Annotated in this window: 18 protein-coding genes; 11 read left to right on the top strand and 7 right to left on the bottom strand. The window is 38.1% G+C overall.

Features of this window, described 5'->3' with window-relative positions:
• Positions 1-18 precede the first annotated feature (18 nt).
• Complete coding sequence (gene trpS, locus AC1W6K_RS08235; protein WP_481947127.1) at positions 19-993, top strand: tryptophan--tRNA ligase; 975 nt, start codon at positions 19-21, stop codon at positions 991-993.
• Positions 994-996: 3 nt separating this feature from the next.
• The gene (locus AC1W6K_RS08230) at positions 997-1,542 is read left to right on the top strand and encodes a phosphatase PAP2 family protein (protein ID WP_481947124.1); all 546 of its coding nucleotides are present in this window, start codon (positions 997-999) and stop codon (positions 1,540-1,542) included.
• Here AC1W6K_RS08230 and AC1W6K_RS08225 read toward each other — a convergent pair.
• Positions 1,518-2,519, bottom strand: a complete 1,002-nt coding sequence (locus AC1W6K_RS08225) for an aldehyde dehydrogenase family protein (RefSeq protein ID WP_481947123.1) — start codon at positions 2,517-2,519, stop codon at positions 1,518-1,520. The two genes, AC1W6K_RS08230 and AC1W6K_RS08225, sit on opposite strands and share 25 nt — an antisense overlap.
• Before the next feature lie 123 nt (positions 2,520-2,642).
• Here AC1W6K_RS08225 and AC1W6K_RS08220 point away from each other — a divergent pair, with 123 nt between their 5' ends.
• From AC1W6K_RS08220 to AC1W6K_RS08210, 3 genes are all read left to right on the top strand, one after another.
• Positions 2,643-2,993 carry a 4Fe-4S dicluster domain-containing protein gene (locus AC1W6K_RS08220; protein WP_395783595.1) on the top strand — a complete coding sequence of 117 codons (351 nt, stop codon included), beginning with the start codon at positions 2,643-2,645 and terminating at the stop codon, positions 2,991-2,993.
• 303 nt (positions 2,994-3,296) lie between these two features.
• Positions 3,297-4,331, top strand: a complete 1,035-nt coding sequence (locus AC1W6K_RS08215; RefSeq protein WP_481947122.1) for an outer membrane beta-barrel protein — start codon at positions 3,297-3,299, stop codon at positions 4,329-4,331.
• 142 nt (positions 4,332-4,473) lie between these two features.
• Positions 4,474-5,820, top strand: a complete 1,347-nt coding sequence (locus AC1W6K_RS08210) for an ammonium transporter (protein ID WP_395783591.1) — start codon at positions 4,474-4,476, stop codon at positions 5,818-5,820.
• A gap of 197 nt (positions 5,821-6,017) precedes the next feature.
• Here the strand turns inward: AC1W6K_RS08210 and mtaB are convergent, their stop codons facing one another.
• Entirely contained in the window at positions 6,018-7,340 is a 1,323-nt protein-coding gene (gene mtaB, locus AC1W6K_RS08205) for a tRNA (N(6)-L-threonylcarbamoyladenosine(37)-C(2))-methylthiotransferase MtaB (protein WP_481947121.1), read from the bottom strand.
• Between the two features lie 93 nt (positions 7,341-7,433).
• Positions 7,434-8,447 carry a glutamine synthetase beta-grasp domain-containing protein gene (locus AC1W6K_RS08200; protein ID WP_481947120.1) on the bottom strand — a complete coding sequence of 338 codons (1,014 nt, stop codon included), beginning with the start codon at positions 8,445-8,447 and terminating at the stop codon, positions 7,434-7,436.
• 244 nt (positions 8,448-8,691) lie between these two features.
• Between AC1W6K_RS08200 and AC1W6K_RS08195 the strand changes: the two genes are divergently transcribed.
• The 4 genes from AC1W6K_RS08195 to AC1W6K_RS08180 all read left to right on the top strand — a co-directional run bounded on the left by AC1W6K_RS08195 (position 8,692) and on the right by AC1W6K_RS08180 (position 13,037).
• Complete coding sequence (locus AC1W6K_RS08195) at positions 8,692-10,899, top strand: glutamine synthetase III family protein (RefSeq protein ID WP_481719304.1); 2,208 nt, start codon at positions 8,692-8,694, stop codon at positions 10,897-10,899.
• A gap of 2 nt (positions 10,900-10,901) precedes the next feature.
• The gene (locus AC1W6K_RS08190; protein WP_481947119.1) at positions 10,902-11,465 is read left to right on the top strand and encodes a hypothetical protein; all 564 of its coding nucleotides are present in this window, start codon (positions 10,902-10,904) and stop codon (positions 11,463-11,465) included.
• Entirely contained in the window at positions 11,466-12,179 is a 714-nt protein-coding gene (locus AC1W6K_RS08185) for an RsmE family RNA methyltransferase (RefSeq protein WP_481947118.1), read from the top strand.
• Positions 12,180-12,275: 96 nt separating this feature from the next.
• Positions 12,276-13,037 carry an acyl-CoA desaturase gene (locus AC1W6K_RS08180; protein ID WP_481947117.1) on the top strand — a complete coding sequence of 254 codons (762 nt, stop codon included), beginning with the start codon at positions 12,276-12,278 and terminating at the stop codon, positions 13,035-13,037.
• Between the two features lie 35 nt (positions 13,038-13,072).
• On the opposite strand, the gene AC1W6K_RS08175 is transcribed toward AC1W6K_RS08180, so the two are convergent.
• A complete protein-coding gene (locus AC1W6K_RS08175; protein WP_481947116.1) occupies positions 13,073-14,341 on the bottom strand; it encodes a dihydrolipoamide acetyltransferase family protein in 1,269 nt (422 codons plus the stop codon).
• A gap of 2 nt (positions 14,342-14,343) precedes the next feature.
• Positions 14,344-15,597 (bottom strand): competence/damage-inducible protein A, encoded by a 1,254-nt coding sequence (locus tag AC1W6K_RS08170; protein ID WP_481947115.1) that lies wholly within the window; start codon positions 15,595-15,597, stop codon positions 14,344-14,346.
• 80 nt (positions 15,598-15,677) lie between these two features.
• On the opposite strand from AC1W6K_RS08170, the gene gldC reads away from it, so the two are divergent.
• Together gldC and AC1W6K_RS08160 are read left to right on the top strand one after the other, a co-directional pair.
• Positions 15,678-16,028 (top strand): gliding motility protein GldC, encoded by a 351-nt coding sequence (gene gldC, locus AC1W6K_RS08165; protein ID WP_481721746.1) that lies wholly within the window; start codon positions 15,678-15,680, stop codon positions 16,026-16,028.
• 9 nt (positions 16,029-16,037) lie between these two features.
• Positions 16,038-17,084, top strand: a complete 1,047-nt coding sequence (locus AC1W6K_RS08160) for a thioredoxin family protein (RefSeq protein WP_481947114.1) — start codon at positions 16,038-16,040, stop codon at positions 17,082-17,084.
• Here the strand turns inward: AC1W6K_RS08160 and AC1W6K_RS08155 are convergent, their stop codons facing one another.
• The gene (locus AC1W6K_RS08155; protein WP_481947126.1) at positions 17,085-17,222 is read right to left on the bottom strand and encodes a DUF6728 family protein; all 138 of its coding nucleotides are present in this window, start codon (positions 17,220-17,222) and stop codon (positions 17,085-17,087) included.
• A gap of 53 nt (positions 17,223-17,275) precedes the next feature.
• Entirely contained in the window at positions 17,276-19,264 is a 1,989-nt protein-coding gene (ispG, locus tag AC1W6K_RS08150; RefSeq protein ID WP_481947113.1) for a (E)-4-hydroxy-3-methylbut-2-enyl-diphosphate synthase, read from the bottom strand.
• Positions 19,265-19,314 lie beyond the last annotated feature (50 nt).

Genomic DNA, 19,314 nt, shown 5'->3' with positions numbered 1-19,314 from the left:
AAATTTATTAAAATAGTCATTATGCGCATTTTAACAGGGATTCAGTCCTCAGGTAAACCACATTTAGGAAATATTTTGGGCGCCATTCTGCCTGCCATAGAACTTTCTGAAAAACCGGGCAACGAATCTTTTTTGTTTATCGCTGATTTACATACCCTGACAAGTTTACGTGATGGGGAACAAATTCGATCTAATACATTGTCCATTGCGGCAGCGTGGTTGGCTTTCGGTTTTGACACCGATAAAAATTACTTCTACCGTCAATCCAAATTAGCAGCCTATCATACGGAATTAATGTGGTATTTAAACTGCATTACACCATTTCCCATGCTTGCAAACGCGCATAGCTTTAAAGATAAATCTGCCCAAATGGCGCAAGTGAATGCCGGACTTTTCACCTATCCTGTTTTGCAAGCTGCCGACATCTTATTATATGATGCCGAACTTATTCCTGTAGGAAAGGATCAACGCCAGCATATTGAAATGACGCGCGACATCGCGGGAACATTTAATCGCATGGCACAAAAAGACATCTTTGTGATTCCTGAGGCAGCTATTAATGAATCCGTCATGACAATCCCAGGGTTAGACGGCAACAAAATGAGTAAATCCCTAAATAACTACATTGATATTTTTTTACCAGAAAAAGACCTTTTAAAACAAATCAAAAAAATCGAATCCGATTCAACTCCTTTGGAAGATCCTAAAGATCCAGCTACAGACATTACGTTTAAACTGTATAGCTTATTGGCCTCACCCGAAAAAACAATTGAAATGCATGCCAACTACATCCAAGGAGGATATGGATTTGGTCATGCGAAACAAGCTTTGCACGAAATGATGTTGCGTTATTTCAAAGATGCACGTGAGAAATTTGACTTTTATATCAACAATCCAGATGTGATTGAGGAAAAACTAGCCGAAGGGGAACGTAAAGTTGAACCTATAGCTAAACAAACCTTGGGACGAGCTCGGGAACACTTTAAATTTTAAACGATGTTTCCAGCATGGGATCAAAACTTATTTAAGTTAATCAATGAATGGCATAGCAATTCAGTGGATCCAATTATGCAATTTTTGTCCGACAAATATGTCTGGATTCCACTTTATGCTTTTCTTATTTGGAAATTGTTTCAGCATAATCGGAAATCAATTAAGGCTGGCGTTTTTTATTTAGTGCTAACAATTGTTTGGGCTGACCAAATTTCTTCCTTCATTTTAAAACCACTCGTTAAACGGCTTCGACCTAGTCATGTACCGGAATTCCAATCATGGATTCATATGCCGAACGGACCAGGCGGACTTTATGGATTTTGTTCGTCTCATGCTGCAAATGCATTTGCAGTCGCCGTGGGATTCTATTTACTGACTCGAAACAAACCTTTAGGCATAGCATTGCTAATTTGGGCCAGCCTCATAGCGTATAGTCGGATCTATTTAGGTGTCCATTATCCGTTAGATGTAATCACAGGTGCAGTAATAGGCACAATCGGAGCGGTCATTCTGAAACAATTCATTTACGATAAACTAGTTAAAAACTGATACGTATTGACACCATCAGCAAAATCATCTAAAGCGGGGTTTTGCGCTTGGCCAAATGGGATGTAGTCTGAGCCTACGACGCACTGAATCTTTTCAACATTAATTGCCAACCAATCAGTAAGCTCTATTTCGCTAGTATACCGGTACACATGTAAAACGCCAACAGGGGAGACCAGGCCATCGTTTTCAGTAACTATCAGATTACCTAAATCAAAATGTGGAATTTGATTCAGCAAATATAATGTTTTGTGATACTGGTAATTATTGGAATACTTCGTATGGTCTAAAACCCAATCTTCTAATGTCAAAACATCAAACAATGGGACTAAATCAATTGAATCGGGAACAGCTAGTGTAGAAACATTCCGACAACCTAATCCATAATACATAAATATATCAGTAGCCAATTGCTTAAAATCATCAGCACTTTCATTTCCCGTAAGTACAGCTACCGAACTTCTATTTTTACGAATAAGATGAGGGATTTTGGCAAAATAATTAACAAAATATCCAGAAGAAAAATCAGATCCAGTGGCTATAACCGCATCAACGCCCGACATACGCTCTTGAATCTCCACTTTATGATCAGATTCAAATGAATTAATTAATTCAATATACATTGTCATTAAAGAACGATCTTGGGAGCTTAATTTAACGATGACCAGGTGCCCACTCGCTAGGGTCATGAGAAGATCATGCATACCAACGGCCGGCAGATTTCCAGGCAATATCAAACCCACTTTTTTCGGATTATCTTGTACAGGAACTCCATATTGTTCGAAAAAATCCTCCCAACGCGATGCTTCTAAAAATTGTTCCGTTATTGCCTCCATGGCATTACGAATAAGCAAATCCGAAAACCAAGCATTTTCATTTTTAGCTTTTTCTATAAATAATTCTATTTTTTCCTGATTAGATGAGGTAGAAAAGTATGATTTAAGAAATGAAACTAGCTTGACAAAACGTTCTTTCTTCATATTAGGAGGGCCATTTAATTAAATATGGATACACAAAGTTCATAAAAAACATGAATAGTAATTATAAAATTTTTACTATTCAAAATTACTTACGTAAATTGCGTAAAATTTTTAATACTTGTTATGGCAATTATCATTACTGACGAATGTATTAACTGTGGGGCGTGCGAACCAGAATGCCCAAATACAGCCATTTATGAAGGAGGAGTAGAGTGGACGTGGGCTGGAGGTACTTCATTAACTGAAGTTGAACTAGAAGATGGTTCATCCATGGATGCCAAATCACCTGTTGACCCTATATCAGAAGAGTTCTACTACATTGTACCAGATAAGTGCACGGAATGTACTGGTTTCCATGAGGAGCCACAATGTGCTGCAGTTTGTCCAGTGGATTGTTGCGTTCCAGATCCGGATCATGTTGAGGATAAAGAGACTTTAGAACAAAAGAAAGCTTGGTTACACGCCGAAGCATAACTAAAAATATTCATTTAGAAAAAGCCCATCATTCGATGGGTTTTTTTTTGCCCCATATCAAAATAATCTAGGCGATATATAATTTTTCAAATATTCAAATTAGTAGTTTATATTTTACTTATTTTTCTATATTTTTTGTAAATTCATTAAAATCAAGTTTAATATTTAACCTAATTTTTACCTTTTTATGTTTTTTTTACAATTATTAGTTAAATTTTGTTCGAATTTATTTGGATAATACAATTTATTGTCAAACCTTTGAATTGTAGTCAAGCATTTATAAACACTTAAACAATCCCATTCATGAAAAAATCTATCCTAACAGCACTATTTGCGGCAACAGCATTTTGTGGATTTTCCCAAGAAAAAGAAGCTGAAGCACCAAAATTTTCTTTCTCAGGTTATATCGATTCATATTACATGTTGAATTTCAATAACCCAACTTCACGAAGCAACTTAGGATCCTCTGGATACGAGCGTGCATTCGATCAGAAATCAAACCAATTCTCGCTTGGTCTTGTTCAAACCAAATTTGGTTATGCGACTAAAAACGCGGATGTCGTAGTTGACTTAACATTCGGACCTAATGCTGATTTAGGGCAATATGGAAACCTAGTTGGTCCATTAGGAAAAGGAAGTACAGCTTTGGCAATAAAGCAAGCCTATTTCAATTGGAAAGCGTCGGATAAATTAACCTTTACGATGGGGCAATTTGGAACACATATAGGATACGAAGTAATTGATGCTCCAGTTAACTATAATTATTCTCTTTCTAATTTATTCAACAACGGCCCTTTTTATCACATTGGTGCAAAAGCAAATTATTCATTCAGCGACAAATTTTCTGCCATGGTTGGATTGGTCAACAATGTGGATAATTTAAATGACAACAATGCATCCAAAGGATTCATTTATCAAGTATTTACATCTCCAGCTGCTGGTTGGAACGTCTATGTAAATGGCATTTCGTCAAATGAATCTGCTCCCCTAGCTAGCGGTAAAGATGATTCTGGTAGTTACAATTTATTGGATTTAACTACTTCATATCAAATTACACCCAAATATTTAGTTGGCCTAAACGCAGCTTACGGATCTCAAACTGGTGATTTCCAGGGAGGCGGAAACGTAGGAGATAGCAAAACATGGGGTGGTGTAGCGTTGTATTCCAACTACGCCATTACAGAAACTTTTAGCTTAGGAGGTCGCTATGAGGTATTTGACAATACAAGTGGGGCGCGTTCATTGCGTGCGGCAGACGGATCAGGGACTGATGTTAATTCATTCACATTAACAGGAACATTTACAGCTTCAGATGGACATTTATTAATTAAGCCATAGTTACGCTCAGATTCATATAAATCAGAGCAATTTATTGATGGTGATGGCAAAGGTCAAAAATCTCAAACAACATTGGGAATACACTTTATCTACAAGTTTTAATTTTTAAGTAATTTTTATTCATAACTCAAAACGTACCAACATGACAACTCAAAAACCAAATTGGATACCGCTACTTGTTTTAGTCGCCGTAGCCGTGCTTGCGCTTTTCACAACTTCGGTTCCTGGAGTTATACCTACAGAGGGATTAGATACAGGAGATACTGCTTGGATGATTGTTGCATCAGGCTTAGTATTACTAATGACACCCGGATTAGCTTACTTCTATGGTGGAATGGTAAACCACAAAAACGTTATCTCCACAATGTTACAATCGTTTATCGCCATGGGAGTTATATCCGTAATTTGGGTGGTATTTGGATTTAGCTTAGCATTTGGTGATTCACTAGGTGGCTGGATTGGCGACCCTAGAACATTTTTTATGTTCAATAATGTATTTGATCACAAATTGTCTTTAGGCTCAACTGACCAATTAAAATTCACAATTCCATTTGCATTATTTGCCTTTTTCCAAATGAAATTTGCGGTTATCACTCCAGCCCTTATTTCGGGTGCTCTAGCGGAGCGAATTAATTTCCGTGCTTTTGTGTTGTTCATGATTTTGTTCTGTGTTGTAGTTTATGCTCCTTTAGCGCATTGGACATGGCATCCAGATGGTTTCTTATTCAATTTAGGCGTCCTTGATTTCGCTGGAGGAACAGTTGTTCATATGTCGGCCGGCTGGGCTGCACTAGCGGGAGCTTTATACTTACGTCGCCGCAAGTCACACATCGAATCTAACATTTTGCCTCCAGCTAATATTCCTTACGTCTTATTGGGAACTGGTCTTTTATGGTTTGGCTGGTTTGGATTCAATGCAGGTTCTGCTGTTGGTGCTAACGGTTTAGCTGTAACAGCTTTTGCAACGACACACGTTGCAGCTGCTGCGGCCGGTTTATCTTGGATATTATTTGATGTATCACGTGGCAAGAAAGTATCTGCCCTAGGATTTTGTATCGGCGCGGTAGTTGGCCTTGTTGCCATTACACCTGCTGCAGGTTTTGTAACAGTTCCAGTTGCGATATTTATTGGTGTTGTTGCTGCTATTATTTCAAACATTGCTGCACATTGGAGAGCGAGTTCAAATTTGGATGACACATTAGATGTATTCCCTTGCCATGGCATAGGTGGTATGGTCGGCATGTTAATGACAGGTATTTTCGCAACATCTGCTGTTAACGCTGCTGTGGCTGAAAATGGCCTATTTTATGGTGAGACTACCTTATTCTTTAAACACTTATTGGCTTTAGCGATTGTTTCGGCGTTCGCATTTGGCTTGTCTTATATCTTATTGATTATAACGGATAAAATTATTCCACTACGTGTCAATGAAGAAGAAGAAAGATTAGGATTGGATATTTCGCAACACGATGAGTCGTTAGCCGAATAATCCAAACACGACAGAGCCGCAAGTAATGGTTCTTGTGGTTTTGTTTCAATTAAAAAGCCGGAGACTTTTAGTTTCTGGCTTTTTTGTTTTGAGAGGTGAGAGGTAAGAGGTGAGAGGTAAGAGGTAAGAGGTGAGAGGTACGAGGTAAGAGGTGAGAGGTAAGAGGTGAGAGGTACGAGGTAAGAGGAAACTGACGACTAGCGACTAGCGACTATTAATACTTCGCCTTGAACATGACCAGTTTCCAAAATGGATTTATATCGGACTGGTTGGATTGTATTAATTTGCAATGGATCATAAGGTACAGCGACACGAACATAATTCTCTGAAAACCCCTCCATCAAACCATTTTCGCTTGATTCCTCAAACAAAACAGAGCCTGTTAGCCTTAATTGACTCATATAAAAAACGTGACGTTTTTTCTCAGAAAGTATGTGTAACATTTTTGATCGTTCTGCCTTTTGCATCCCGTCTACCTTAGGCTGAATATCCACTGCATAGGTATTGGCACGCTCAGAGTATGGGAAAACATGTAAATACGAAATATCTAAGGAATTAAGAAATTCATAGGTTTCTAAAAATAATTTAGGCGTTTCTCCGGGATGGCCTACAATTACATCGACGCCAATACAGGCGTTTGGCATAACAGATCGAATTTGAGTAACACGGTCAATATATAACTCACGTTGATACCTTCGCTTCATTAAACGCAATATTGAATTTGAACCAGATTGCAATGGAATATGAAAATGTGGCACAAACCGAGTAGAAGAAGCTAAAAATTGAATCAGCTCGGACGTCAATAAATTAGGTTCAATACTTGAAATTCGAAATCGCTCAATGGAGGATTCTGCATCGATGGCACGTACCAAATCAAAAAATGTTTCCACGCGTTTGCCCTGTTGTATCCCAAAGTCGCCAATGTTCACTCCAGTTAACACAATTTCTTTTACGCCATTTGCTGCTACCTCCTCAATTAGCGTCAAAACTTTTGCAATGCTATCAGAGCGCGACTGTCCCCGCGCTAAAGGAATGGTACAATATGAACACGGATAATCACAGCCATCTTGAACTTTTAAAAATGTTCTCGTACGGTCATTAACGCTGTAGGAAGCATGATAATCCAAATCGTATCGAATCTCTGTGGCAATTAATTTTGGCAGATCTTTATCTTGTCGACTCAAATAAGGCGGGAGCAAGGTGGGCATTTGAAACTTTTCGTTGGCACCAAGCACAAGGTCAACTCCAGGAATCGAAGCAATTTCCTCTGGTTTTAATTGGGCATAACAACCTATAATAACGACCGTTGATGCTGGATTAATTTTTTTTGCCTCACGAACTACTTTTTTACATTTTTTGTCGGCCTGCTCCGTTACACTGCACGTATTGATTACAAATAAATCAGGAGAATCCTGAAAATCGGCGCGCATAAACCCCAAAGGCTCTAATGAACGGGCAATTGAACTTGATTCAGCAAAATTCAATTTACATCCTAATGTATAAAAGGCTACTTTCCGCATAACAAAAAATTAGGATGCAAAGGTAAAACAAAAATGGCGGGAATCCCCGCCATTTTTGATCATAAAAGTATATAAATGCAAGATAAAAAAATCTTAAACTTTTGCTGTTTTAACTGTCTTAATAATACGGGCAGCTACTTTATACGGATCAGCAGCTGAATTTGGACGACGATCCTCTAACCAGCCTTTCCATCCTTTTTCGACAACAGCAATAGGAATACGGATAGATGCTCCTCGGTCAGAAATCCCATAAGAGAAATCATGAATTGATGCAGTTTCGTGTTTTCCTGTTAAGCGCATGTGATTATCTGCGCCATAAACCTCAATATGTTCTTTCACGAATGGAGCAAATGCTTGACAAATCGTATCATATGTGCCTTTATTTCCAGCTGTACGTAAAGCGGTATTTGAGAAGTTAGCATGCATACCAGATCCATTCCAATCTAATTCCCCCCAAGGCTTGCAATGCCAATTAATCGCAACACCATATTTCTCTCCCAAACGCTCCAATATATAACGACCTAACCAAATTTCATCTCCAGCTTGTTTGGCACCTTTAGCAAACATCTGAAACTCCCATTGGCCTGCGGCAACTTCCGCATTAATTCCTTCAATATTTAAACCTGCGTCTATGCATAAATCCAAATGTTCTTCAATAATCTCACGACCATAAGCGTTTTTAGCACCTACAGAACAGTAATATGGCCCTTGAGGCTCAGGATATCCATTGGCTGGAAAACCTAATGGCTTATTCGTTTCTGGATCCCACAGGAAATATTCTTGCTCAAACCCAAACCAAAAATCATTATCATCATCTTCAATCGTAGCACGACCATTCGAAACGTGAGGTGTACCATCAGCGTTTAACACTTCACACATAACCAAAAATCCATCGCGACGCGATGGGTCAGGACAAACATACACTGGCTTTAACAAACAATCAGAAGAACCCCCTTCAGCTTGTTGGGTGGATGAACCGTCGAAAGACCACATATCTAGATCTTCCAATTTACCGCTAAAATTATTTTCAATTTTAGTCTTAGAACGTAAACTTTGAGTCGGTTGATAACCATCCAACCAAATGTACTCTAATTTTGATTTAGCCATGATTTTATACTTAAAATGATAATAAAAATACTTTTATAGGAATTATTGATACAAATTTATACCACTATTTGAAAAAAACAACAGAAAATTTGCCAAATACTAAAAAAACATAACCAACATTCTGAATATCTGCAAAAATTGAAATAAATACCTACGTAAATACAATTTTTAAATAACTCGCCTAATCATTTAAATTATCCGGACATTTTGGTTATTTTTAACTTTCAAATTTTCACGAACAAAAATGGCTATAACTCGATTTAAAGCACTTGAATTAGCTCAAATGCGGGCAGGAATCCCTGTTAAATTACCAACAGACAAAGTAAGCGATTACTATGGAAGTATGACATTCAGTGATGAGGTTATGCGCTCCTTATTATCTCCAGAAGCCTATTTGAAAATCAATACGGCCATTCAAACAGGATCGAAAATTGATCGTGATGCGGCCGATGAAGTTGCCGCAGCGATGAAATCTTGGGCAATTTCAAAAGGAGCAACGCATTACACGCACTGGTTTCAACCTCTTACAGGGACGACAGCAGAAAAGCATGACTCATTTTTTGATATCGATTTAAGCAACGGAAAGGCTGTAGAGAAATTTAAAGGTTCAGCGTTAGTCCAACAAGAACCGGATGCATCTTCGTTCCCCAATGGAGGTATTCGATCTACTTTTGAAGCGCGTGGATATACAGGTTGGGATCCTTCTTCACCTGCTTTCATTATGGAAAATGCAGCTGGATCTGCTACTTTATGTATTCCATCTGTTTTCGTATCCTACACAGGTGAAGCATTAGATTACAAAACACCACTTTTAAAGTCAATTGAATTGATTGATAAAGCATCGACAGCCGTTGTCAAGGAGTTTTTCAATCGTGATGTTAGTAAAGTCATTCCAACCTTAGGCGCTGAACAAGAATACTTTTTAGTAGATGAAGCATTATTCAATGCAAGACCCGATTTAGTCATGTCAGGTAGAACTGTATTTGGACATGCACCTGCGAAGGGACAGCAATTAGAAGATCACTATTTTGGCTCTATTCCAAATCGGGCAAATGCATTTATGGTCGACTTCGAAATCGAAGCACTGAAACTGGGCATGCCAGTCCGCACACGTCACAACGAAGTAGCACCAGCTCAATTTGAAGTGGCCCCTACATTTGAAGAGGCGAATTTGGCATGCGATCACAATGCCTTGCTTATGGACTTAATGAATAAAGTAGGTTCAAAACACAAATTGAAAGTTTTATTTCATGAAAAACCATTCGCAGGAATCAATGGATCTGGAAAACATAACAATTGGGCATTAGCAACTGATACCGGTGTTAACTTATTAGCCCCGTCTTCCAAGCCCAAAGAAAACTTGCGCTTTTTAACATTTTTTGTTAATACATTAAAAGCAGTTCACGATCGTGCAGATTTATTAAGGGCATCTATTGCATCTGCGGGTAATGAACACCGACTAGGCGCAAATGAAGCTCCTCCGGCCATCGTTTCCGTATTTTTAGGTTCTACAATGAGCCAAGTTTTAGATGATTTGGAAAACATGAGTGATATCGATGATATCACACTTGAAAAAGGTGATAATGTATACCTTAAATTGGGGATCAATAAAATCCCATCATTAATTTTAGATAATACGGATCGCAATAGAACCTCTCCATTTGCATTTACTGGAAATAAATTTGAATTCCGTGCGGTAGGTTCATCTGCTAATTCAGCTGCTCCAATGACTGTTTTAAATACAATCGTAGCAGATCAATTAATCAAATTCCGTAAGGAAGTTGAATTAATTTTAGAAAAAGGAATTAAAAAGGAACTTGCCATTATGGAAGTCTTAAAGCGGTATGTCAAAGATTCCAAAAAAATTCGCTTTGAAGGAAATGGCTATTCTGACGAATGGGTGGTTGAAGCTGAAAAACGCGGCTTATCAAACCTAAAAACGACACCTGAAGCCTTGGCTGTATATGCGCGTCCAGAATCCATTGAACTATTCACTAAACATGGTATCTATTCCAAAGAGGAAATGCATGCACGCCATGAAATAGAACTAGAAAATTACGTAAAGAAGATTCAAATCGAATCGCGCGTAATCGGCGATATGGCGATTAATCACATTGTTTCTACTTCCTTAAAGTATCAAACCCAATTGGTCGAAAATGTAAAAGGACAGAAAGAAATAGGTATCGATCCGCAATATTATGCGCCAACAATCGAAATGATTAAAAAAATATCCGAATACACGTCATCGATCGTTCGATTACAAGGCGAAATGACTGAAGCGCGTAAAGAGGCAAACAATGTTGAGGATTTAGAGGAAAGAGCAACCATCTATGGAACTAAAGTAAAAGGTTACTTTGAGGAAATCCGGTACTCTGTTGACAAACTCGAACTAATCGTAGACGACGATGAATGGCCTTTACCTAAATACCGTGAACTTTTATTAATTAAATAAATATGCCAAATACACCTAATCCAGGCTTTACTATTGAGGAAATCCAAAATTTAAAAAGTCTGTGTGCTCAGGAAAATCGCTCATTTGTCTATATTGATGATGAAAATTTACCGATTGGCAATGACAATGAAATGGTCCACATTCAGTTTTTGGGTCATTATAACAAGCAGGAAGTAATTTATGATGCGATGCTCTGCACCTTGCAATTGCACTATTCGAGTGCCATTTATGAGGCCGCTGAAAAAGAGGTAATGCATCATTTTCCTCTGTATGTACCTATAGAAAATAGAGATGAATCATACGTTGAAAATGAGGCTTTCGAAGAGGAAGTTGAAGTTATGATTCTCGAGATAATCGATGAACTTGAAGAGAACGATGAGGTCAAAGTAAGCGAATATATTGAAATCGATGAAAATTTTGATTTTGGTATAGGCTTAGATGTCGCTCTTTATGTACCAGCATTTGAAATTGATGTGATTGAAAAATTTATTTCTGATTTCAATGGAGGTACATTATCACTCGATCCATCCCGATTCTCATTCCGTTCAGAAGACCCTGAACTATAAATGAGTAAGTATATTTTTTATGCGCCCAACCCGACAAGCGAGAATCGACTCAGTGAAGAAGAGTCTTTTCATGCTAGTCGGGTTTTGCGTTTAAAATCAGGTGACCCGATTTATCTTTTAGATGGAAAAGGAGCCAAATATGCAGCTATATTAACTACTGTTGATCCTAAAAATACATCATTTGGACAGCTATCTCTTGTAGAAAAACAAGAAAAAATACCATATCAAATTCATATTTATGTAGCGCCAACCAAGCAAATGGAGCGTATGGAATGGATGGTAGAAAAATGCTGTGAATTTGGCATTCATGGCATTCATTTTTTTACCTCGCGCAATTCAGAGCGTAAAGAAATTAAACTAAATCGTTTAGAGAAAATCGCAGTTGCAGCATTAAAGCAATCAAAAAATTTATTTCTTCCAGAAATAACTCCAATATTGCCATTAAACTCATATTTAGAGACCTTAAAAGATTCACCGCTTACACAAATACTATTTGCGCACATCTCAGATCCTCCAGTTAAGACATTATCAAAACAGTTGAGGCTAAATCAGAGTTATCACATTTTAATTGGACCTGAGGGAGACTTCAGTCCTGATGAATCAGGAGAATTAATTTTACGACATTACTTACCTTTTAGTTTAGGTAAATCAATTTTGCGAACAGAAACAGCCTGCTTGGCTGCTACCTTAGGAGTTCACATTGCGCATGATTAAATATTAATCTGATAAAAATCAGAAAAATAAATAGCCTTTAAAACGTTTAAAGGAAAAATGGTGTTTAAATTTGTTATATAAAAATTAAAATTCTTTATGCAATTAGTACTTCCCGCATTTATCATTCATTGGTATATCTCGTTATTTAGTCAGACCTTTTTCCTACACCGTTATTCAGCGCACAAAATGTTCTTGATGAACAAATTTTGGGAAAAGTTCTTTTACTTTTTGACCTATCTTTCACAAGGTTCTTCATTCTTAAGTCCACGGGCTTATGCAATTCTTCACCGCATGCACCATGCTTTTTCTGACACGAAAAAAGATCCGCATTCGCCTATGTTTTCAAGTAACGTCTTTACAATGATGTGGAAAACGAAAGATATTTACAATGCAGTTCTAAACAGAAAGCAAACAGTTGAAGATCGTTTCGAACATGATTATCCAGTTTCTAAAACAATCGAGAAAATTGGCGATTCATGGTATTCTCGTGTTGGCTGGGGAGTTGCTTATGCTTCTCTTTACATTATCGCATTTGTTTATTTTGATATGCATTGGGCATTCTTCTTTTTATTGCCCGTGCATTTCTTAATGGGACCTGTTCACGGTGCCATTGTCAACTGGTCTGGTCACAAATATGGATATCAAAATTATGATAATCACGACCATTCAAAAAATTCATTGGTTTTCGATGTAATCATGATGGGTGAATTATTTCAAAATAATCACCACAAACTACCTAATCGTGTCAACTTCGCCACGAAATGGTTCGAATTTGATCCGACTTATCCAATGATCAAACTATTAACTTGGCTTCGTATCATACGTCCCAATGTTAAGGATCCAAACGCAAAGTTTTAATAACAAAAAAGGCCGTCTATCGATGGCCTTTTTTGTTATAGCTTAAATTGTGGCTCAAACTGTTCTAGATAGTCAGAAACACGTTTAAGGAATCCGCCACCAAGCGTGCCATCCACGACACGATGATCATACGAATGAGAAATAAACATCTTTTGCCTTATCGCAATTTGATCCTCGCCAGTCGGTCCAGTAATTACTGCAGGTTTCTTTTCAATAATGCCAAAAGCAAGTATCCCTACTTGCGGCTGAACAATAATGGGAGTACCCATTAAATTTCCAAAACCACCGATATTTGAAATTGTATAGGTTCCTCCTTCTAAATCAGCGGGTGTTAGTTTATTCTTGCGGGCGCGTGCCGACAAATCATTCACTTTTTGCGTAAGTTCAATTAAAGATAACTGATCAGCATTGTGTATAACAGGTACAATTAAATTACCATTTGGCAAGGCAACCGCCATTCCAATATTAATTTGACGATGCTGAACGATGTAATTACCTTCTACAGAAATATTAATTCCCGGAAAATCCTTAATCGCTTTTGCTGTGGCCATAAATAGGAGAGGCGTATAGGTAATGGGCTCCTTAAATTTATCAAGAAACTTATTTTTAATTTCTTCACGCCAAAGCACAATATTTGTTATGTCGGCCTCTAAAAACGAGGTGACATGCGGAGAAATTCGCTTTGAATCGGACATGCGTTCCGAAATCATTTTACGCATTCGATCCATTTCAATTACTTCATCGCCCGGTAAACGCAAACCTGCACCTTGACTTAAAGTACCTGATGAAATTACACGTTTAGAATTTCGAACAGCGATGTAATTTAATACATCTTTTTTAGTCACCCGTCCATCCATTCCAGACCCACGAATTCCACTCAATTCGCGTTGGGATACACTTTCTTGTTGGCATATCTGCTTAATCAAAGGAGAGACCCATGGATTTGACTTCACCTCAGCACCATCAAAATTACCTAAACTGAGGTCTAACAAAACATTTAATTCTGGTTCAGGATGAAAAACTTCATCGCTTGAAAATCCTTTTGATTCCACGGCTAAAACTTCACTCGCATCTATGACACAAATTGCTTTCCCAATGATTGCTATCTGACCCTCTTGAATTAAAATCTGTTTTAAAACTCCGGCGACAGGAGAAGGGACTTCCGTATCAATTTTATCTGTGGCAACTTCCAAGATAAATTCATCAGCTTCCACAAAATCACCAGGTTGTTTCAACCAAGTTAAAACAGTTGCCTCCATGATACTTTCGCCCATCTTAGGCATGATTATTTCTGTTAGCGCCATATCTATTCAGCCAAATCGTTTAGTAAAAATCTTCTCAATAAATTAATTGCGGTTAGAGACGTCAAATGTATATTTTGAACACGAGTTCCTCCTAAAGTTAATTTACGTGCCAAAACGCCATTTGGGTGGGCTAAAGCTATCCAAATAGTCCCCACTGGCTTATCTGGCGTACCACCTTCTGGTCCTGCAATACCGGATGTCGCTAGTGCATACGTGCATCCTGTCATTTGACGAACACCGGCTGCCATAGCAATAACACACGAATCACTTACCGCACCATCCTCATCTAGAATTTTAGAGGAAACACCCAGCTGATTCATTTTAACCTCATTTGCATAGGCGAGTACACCCCCTAAAAAATAGGCTGAGCTTCCTGCATGTTGCGTGAACTGATGTGCTAAATATCCGCCCGTGCAGCTTTCTGCTAGGGCTAATGTTGATTTTTGTTTAATCAAAAGTTTGCCAACAACATCGGCTAGCTCATCCTTTTCGTAACCAAAAACATATGATTTAATTAAGGGCATAACCTTTTCAAACTCATGCGAAATTTGGTCATGCAAACTTTTAGCTGAATCTCCGAAACTAGTTAAGCGAAGTTTCACAATACCCAAAGAAGGTAGATAAGCTAATTTAATATGACTAGGTAATTGTAATTCCCAATCTTGAATTAAATCAGATAAATATGATTCACCTATGCCTACTGTTTTCACCAACTGATGAACAATTACGGGTAATTGAAAATGTTTAACCAATCTGGGAAGCACTTCCGTCTCCATAATCGACTTCATCTCAAAAGGCACACCCGGCATGGATATCCAAATGGTATCTAATTCATTAAACCACATAGCAGGTGCTGTTCCTTGCTTATTGGGTATAAATGTGCACTTAGTTGGCAATAATGCTTGGTCACGATTTAAATCACTTAATTCACGACCACGCTTCGCAAAAAAATCTGTTACATCTTGCAATGCTTCATCATGGTAAGCTAACGAACATCCAAAAAAATCGGCAAGTATCTTTTTCGTCAAATCATCTTTAGTTGGCCCAAGACCACCCGTAATAAAAACAACATCAGCTCGCTTTTGAGCTTCATTAAAAATTTGAACAATTTCATCAATTTGATCGCCTACGGATGATTTCCGAACGGTTTTAATCCCAAGTTTATCTAGCTCCAGACTAATCCATTGGGTATTCGTATCAAGGATTTGACCATATAGAATCTCGTCGCCAATGGTAATAATTTCTGCTCGAACCATTAAGTTTTCTTACTTTTGTACGAAAATACGATTTATTTGGTTTGGAATTACATCAAACAAACGAAAAACAAACGCCTGAAATGAAACAATCTGAAATCCATTTTAATATACAACTAGACGAAAATAATATACCTGAACAAATATCATGGTCGGCAACCGACAATCCAAACGAGGGTATCGAGGAAACAAAAGCAATATTGGTTGCGACATGGGATCCGTATCACAAAGGGACATTAACTTTACCCTTATGGACTAAAGATATGGAGACACTTGATATGAAACGGTTTTTTATTGAAATCATGGGGACAGTCGGCGATGCAGCATTACAAGCTACAGGGGATACTGAATTTGCATTTGAGGTTGAGCAAGTTTGCAAAAAACTATCTCAAAATTTGAAAAAAGAAATCACGGCTGCATCGAAAGGCCAATAATCTATTTATATGCATCTGCTAAAATCACTCTTCCTTTGTATTATTTTCGCCACCAGTATACACGCGCAAAAAGGAATAAACTTTATTAAATCGGCCAACTTACAAGCGGCGATCAATGTAGCTAAGCAACAAAATAAGTTGCTTTTTGTAGAGGTATATGAGCCCACTTGCCATGTTTGTAATTCATTTAAAGGGACATTTGCTCAGCCACAAGTAGGTGCTTTGTATAATGCCAACTTCGTTAATTTTCAATTAGACGTACGTAAGCCTGAAAATCTAAAAGCATTACAGCAATTAAAAATCAACATTAACGCGACCCCTACATTTTTGTTCTTTGATCCCAAAAGCATGAAATTACTTCAAGCAAAAGCATTTGGCGAAAAGGAAAACACCATCATTAATGTGAACAGTATTGCTCAAAAAGCAGCTAATCCTGCTGAGCAAGCCACAAATTTTGCAAGTAAATACAAAGCGGGAGAACGAAGTTTTGCCTTCCTATTAAACTATGCACAAGTTGCGCGTTTGACTGCAGATACAAGCACGAACATCAAGATGGTCAATGAGTTAATTAAAGTAATGCCCACCAACCAATATGTGAGTCAAAGCGCGATAAACATCATCCAAATGGTCATGATGAATAATAACAATGCGCTTTTTGACTATTATGTCAGTCATTTAGCGCAATACAACCGGATAGCTGATCCATCATTGGTCAACTTGATTTATGAGAATATATTTCAGATTGTGATGACCAGTTCGCAAGTCAATAAGCTTTCAGCTGTAGAAATTGCGAAATTGAAAGATCAAATGTCAAAGACGGGAATCGATAAAGGTTCTATTGTGCGGCGAACATGGATGGCCGAAAGTATTCTATTATTCAAGCAAAAGAAGGCAATGGCCGCAATCAAAGTTATCGATCAATTAATCGATGCAATACCAAGTGCACCTGGTCCGAAAGAATACCAATATTTATGTGATTTTGTCAAATCAAAAACGAAAGACAAAGCGGCCCTTAAATACGCGCAGGCAAATTGGTGTAAATTTGGGTTACGTTAATTAACGTAAAAAAGCACGGTAAAGCATCACAAGGATACAAAACAAAAACATGACGATCGATATTTTGTTGATCGTATGCATCGTGCGAATGTTAAAGTTGGTGGGGGCGCCCGGTTTTGGTTTCTGAAAAACCCGAATGAATTAGGTGAAAATTTCGCCAACCTTAAATAGTTCCTTTAATCTGCTCATAATTAATTCGTTATCTGTGGATCTCTCCAATTACCATCATCTTTGATCAACTGAATCAATTCATCTACGGCAGCATCTGCTTGAACTGATTTTTTAACAACCTCTTGACCTCTATATAGAGCGATTTTGTCTTTCCCAATACCCACATAGCCATAATCAGCATCCGCCATTTCGCCTGGACCGTTGACAATACAACCCATAATACCAATTTTAATACCTTTCAAATGATCTGTTACCTGTCTAATGCGCGCAGTTGTCTCTTGAAGATCGAATAGCGTTCGGCCACATGATGGACAAGAAATATATTCTGTCTTAGAAATACGCATCCGACTGGCCTGCAAAACTCCAAAAGCGGTCGCATTCAATAATTCATATTTATCTGTAACATAAGGCATAGAAAGCATAATTCCATCACCTAATCCATCGATAAACAAACCACCCGCATCCGTGGGCGCAAATAATTGCAATTGATTTGAGTCCACATTCGAATAGGCTAATTGAATCACCACGGGAATCTGAATATTCTTTTGAACTAATTCGAAAAATGTCCGGCGCAAATCAGCCATTTGGTGTGGATTCTTACTACTTAAAATCAAAACAGCACGTTCTTTAGGTAGGCGATTTACTAACGATAAATCAGAACAGTCTAACGAAATAAAATTTAATTCCGGGTGCTTAGGAATATCTGATTCGAATGATTCAATACTAAACAAGGGGAAAACATGTACATCGCCTTTCCAATGCGCCGCATTAACAATTTGTTTTAATCCATTCGGTAACATAAAATCGATACCAATATCCCCGGTAAAAATATAATCAGCACCTAGGTCATTCATAGCCCATTTATCTGGCTCTGGTAAATAAAAATGTCCCAAAGCTTTTAAATCGTTCATACTAATCTGAGCAATCTGTGAAAAATCGGCAATCACACGTGGTACTTGATGGCCGCCAAAATTGCATACTTCACTCGTAATTCTTCGTTCGTGTGCAAACGGATTTATAGGCGAATCTATACCTGGTAAATTGGTCTGGAAGGAAGGAATCGGTGTACTAATAGATGCCCGTGATTGATATCGACGCGCAAGTTCCTGCGCAACAGGAATTTCAAATTCAGGATCCTCCGTTAATGAAACACGAATCGTGTCACCTAATCCATCCTCTAATAAGGTACCAATCCCAACAGCCGATTTAATACGGCCATCTTCCCCTTCACCAGCTTCTGTCACACCCAAATGCAATGGATAAGCCTTGAACTGACCATCAACTAATTTCTTACTTAACAGACGATACGCTTCCACCATGACTTGCGTGTTGGAGGATTTCATCGAAAGAACAACATTGAAATAATTTTCATCCTCACAAATGCGTAAGAACTCCAAAGCAGACTCGACCATACCTAATGGGGTATCACCGTACCGACTTAATATACGGTCTGATAAGGAACCATGATTTGTACCGATCCGCATAGCAGTGCCATATTCCTTGCAAATATTAACCAATGGCAAAAACTTATCCCGTATACGTTCTAATTCTGATTGATAGGAAGCATCTGTATACTCAATGGTCTCAAAGCGCTTTTTATCGGCATAATTACCTGGATTAATCCGAACTTTCTCAACAATACGCGCAGCTAACTCAGCAGCATTTGGTGTAAAATGGATATCCGCAACTAGAGGTGTATGGTATCCACGAGCACGTAAACCTTTCCGAATATTTTCTAAATTTTGAGCTTCTTTGACAGAAGGTGCTGTGATACGAACTAATTCACAACCTGCATCGATCATCCGAATGGATTGTTCGATAGAACCCTGCGTATCCATCGTATCCACAGTCGTCATGGATTGGATTCGAATCGGAAAATCCGATCCTAAATATAAATCTCCAATCTGAACAGGTATGGTTTCTCTGCGTTGATAAGAAACGAGCGAACGTGCGTACTGATTGCCATCGGCAATTAAATGAGCATTGGGAGATTGAAATATTCGAGACATAAAACAAAATTACAAAGTAAAGCCCCAGCTATCAATGGAAAGATGGGGCG

The sequence above is a fragment of the Aquirufa sp. genome, from assembly GCF_964796385.1.
Note: the sequence above shows the minus strand (reverse complement) of the source record. Positions and strands in the feature narration are given on the sequence as shown.

Coding starts and splice junctions, on each gene's coding strand:
- AC1W6K_RS08230 (WP_481947124.1), top strand. CDS start 997: ATGTTTCCAGCATGGGATCAAAACTTATTTAAGTTAATCAATGAATGG.
- AC1W6K_RS08225 (WP_481947123.1), bottom strand. CDS start 2,519: ATGAAGAAAGAACGTTTTGTCAAGCTAGTTTCATTTCTTAAATCATAC.
- AC1W6K_RS08220 (WP_395783595.1), top strand. CDS start 2,643: ATGGCAATTATCATTACTGACGAATGTATTAACTGTGGGGCGTGCGAA.
- AC1W6K_RS08215 (WP_481947122.1), top strand. CDS start 3,297: ATGAAAAAATCTATCCTAACAGCACTATTTGCGGCAACAGCATTTTGT.
- AC1W6K_RS08210 (WP_395783591.1), top strand. CDS start 4,474: ATGACAACTCAAAAACCAAATTGGATACCGCTACTTGTTTTAGTCGCC.
- mtaB (WP_481947121.1), bottom strand. CDS start 7,340: ATGCGGAAAGTAGCCTTTTATACATTAGGATGTAAATTGAATTTTGCT.
- AC1W6K_RS08200 (WP_481947120.1), bottom strand. CDS start 8,447: ATGGCTAAATCAAAATTAGAGTACATTTGGTTGGATGGTTATCAACCG.
- AC1W6K_RS08195 (WP_481719304.1), top strand. CDS start 8,692: ATGGCTATAACTCGATTTAAAGCACTTGAATTAGCTCAAATGCGGGCA.
- AC1W6K_RS08190 (WP_481947119.1), top strand. CDS start 10,902: ATGCCAAATACACCTAATCCAGGCTTTACTATTGAGGAAATCCAAAAT.
- AC1W6K_RS08185 (WP_481947118.1), top strand. CDS start 11,466: ATGAGTAAGTATATTTTTTATGCGCCCAACCCGACAAGCGAGAATCGA.
- AC1W6K_RS08180 (WP_481947117.1), top strand. CDS start 12,276: ATGCAATTAGTACTTCCCGCATTTATCATTCATTGGTATATCTCGTTA.
- AC1W6K_RS08175 (WP_481947116.1), bottom strand. CDS start 14,341: ATGGCGCTAACAGAAATAATCATGCCTAAGATGGGCGAAAGTATCATG.
- AC1W6K_RS08170 (WP_481947115.1), bottom strand. CDS start 15,597: ATGGTTCGAGCAGAAATTATTACCATTGGCGACGAGATTCTATATGGT.
- gldC (WP_481721746.1), top strand. CDS start 15,678: ATGAAACAATCTGAAATCCATTTTAATATACAACTAGACGAAAATAAT.
- AC1W6K_RS08160 (WP_481947114.1), top strand. CDS start 16,038: ATGCATCTGCTAAAATCACTCTTCCTTTGTATTATTTTCGCCACCAGT.
- ispG (WP_481947113.1), bottom strand. CDS start 19,264: ATGTCTCGAATATTTCAATCTCCCAATGCTCATTTAATTGCCGATGGC.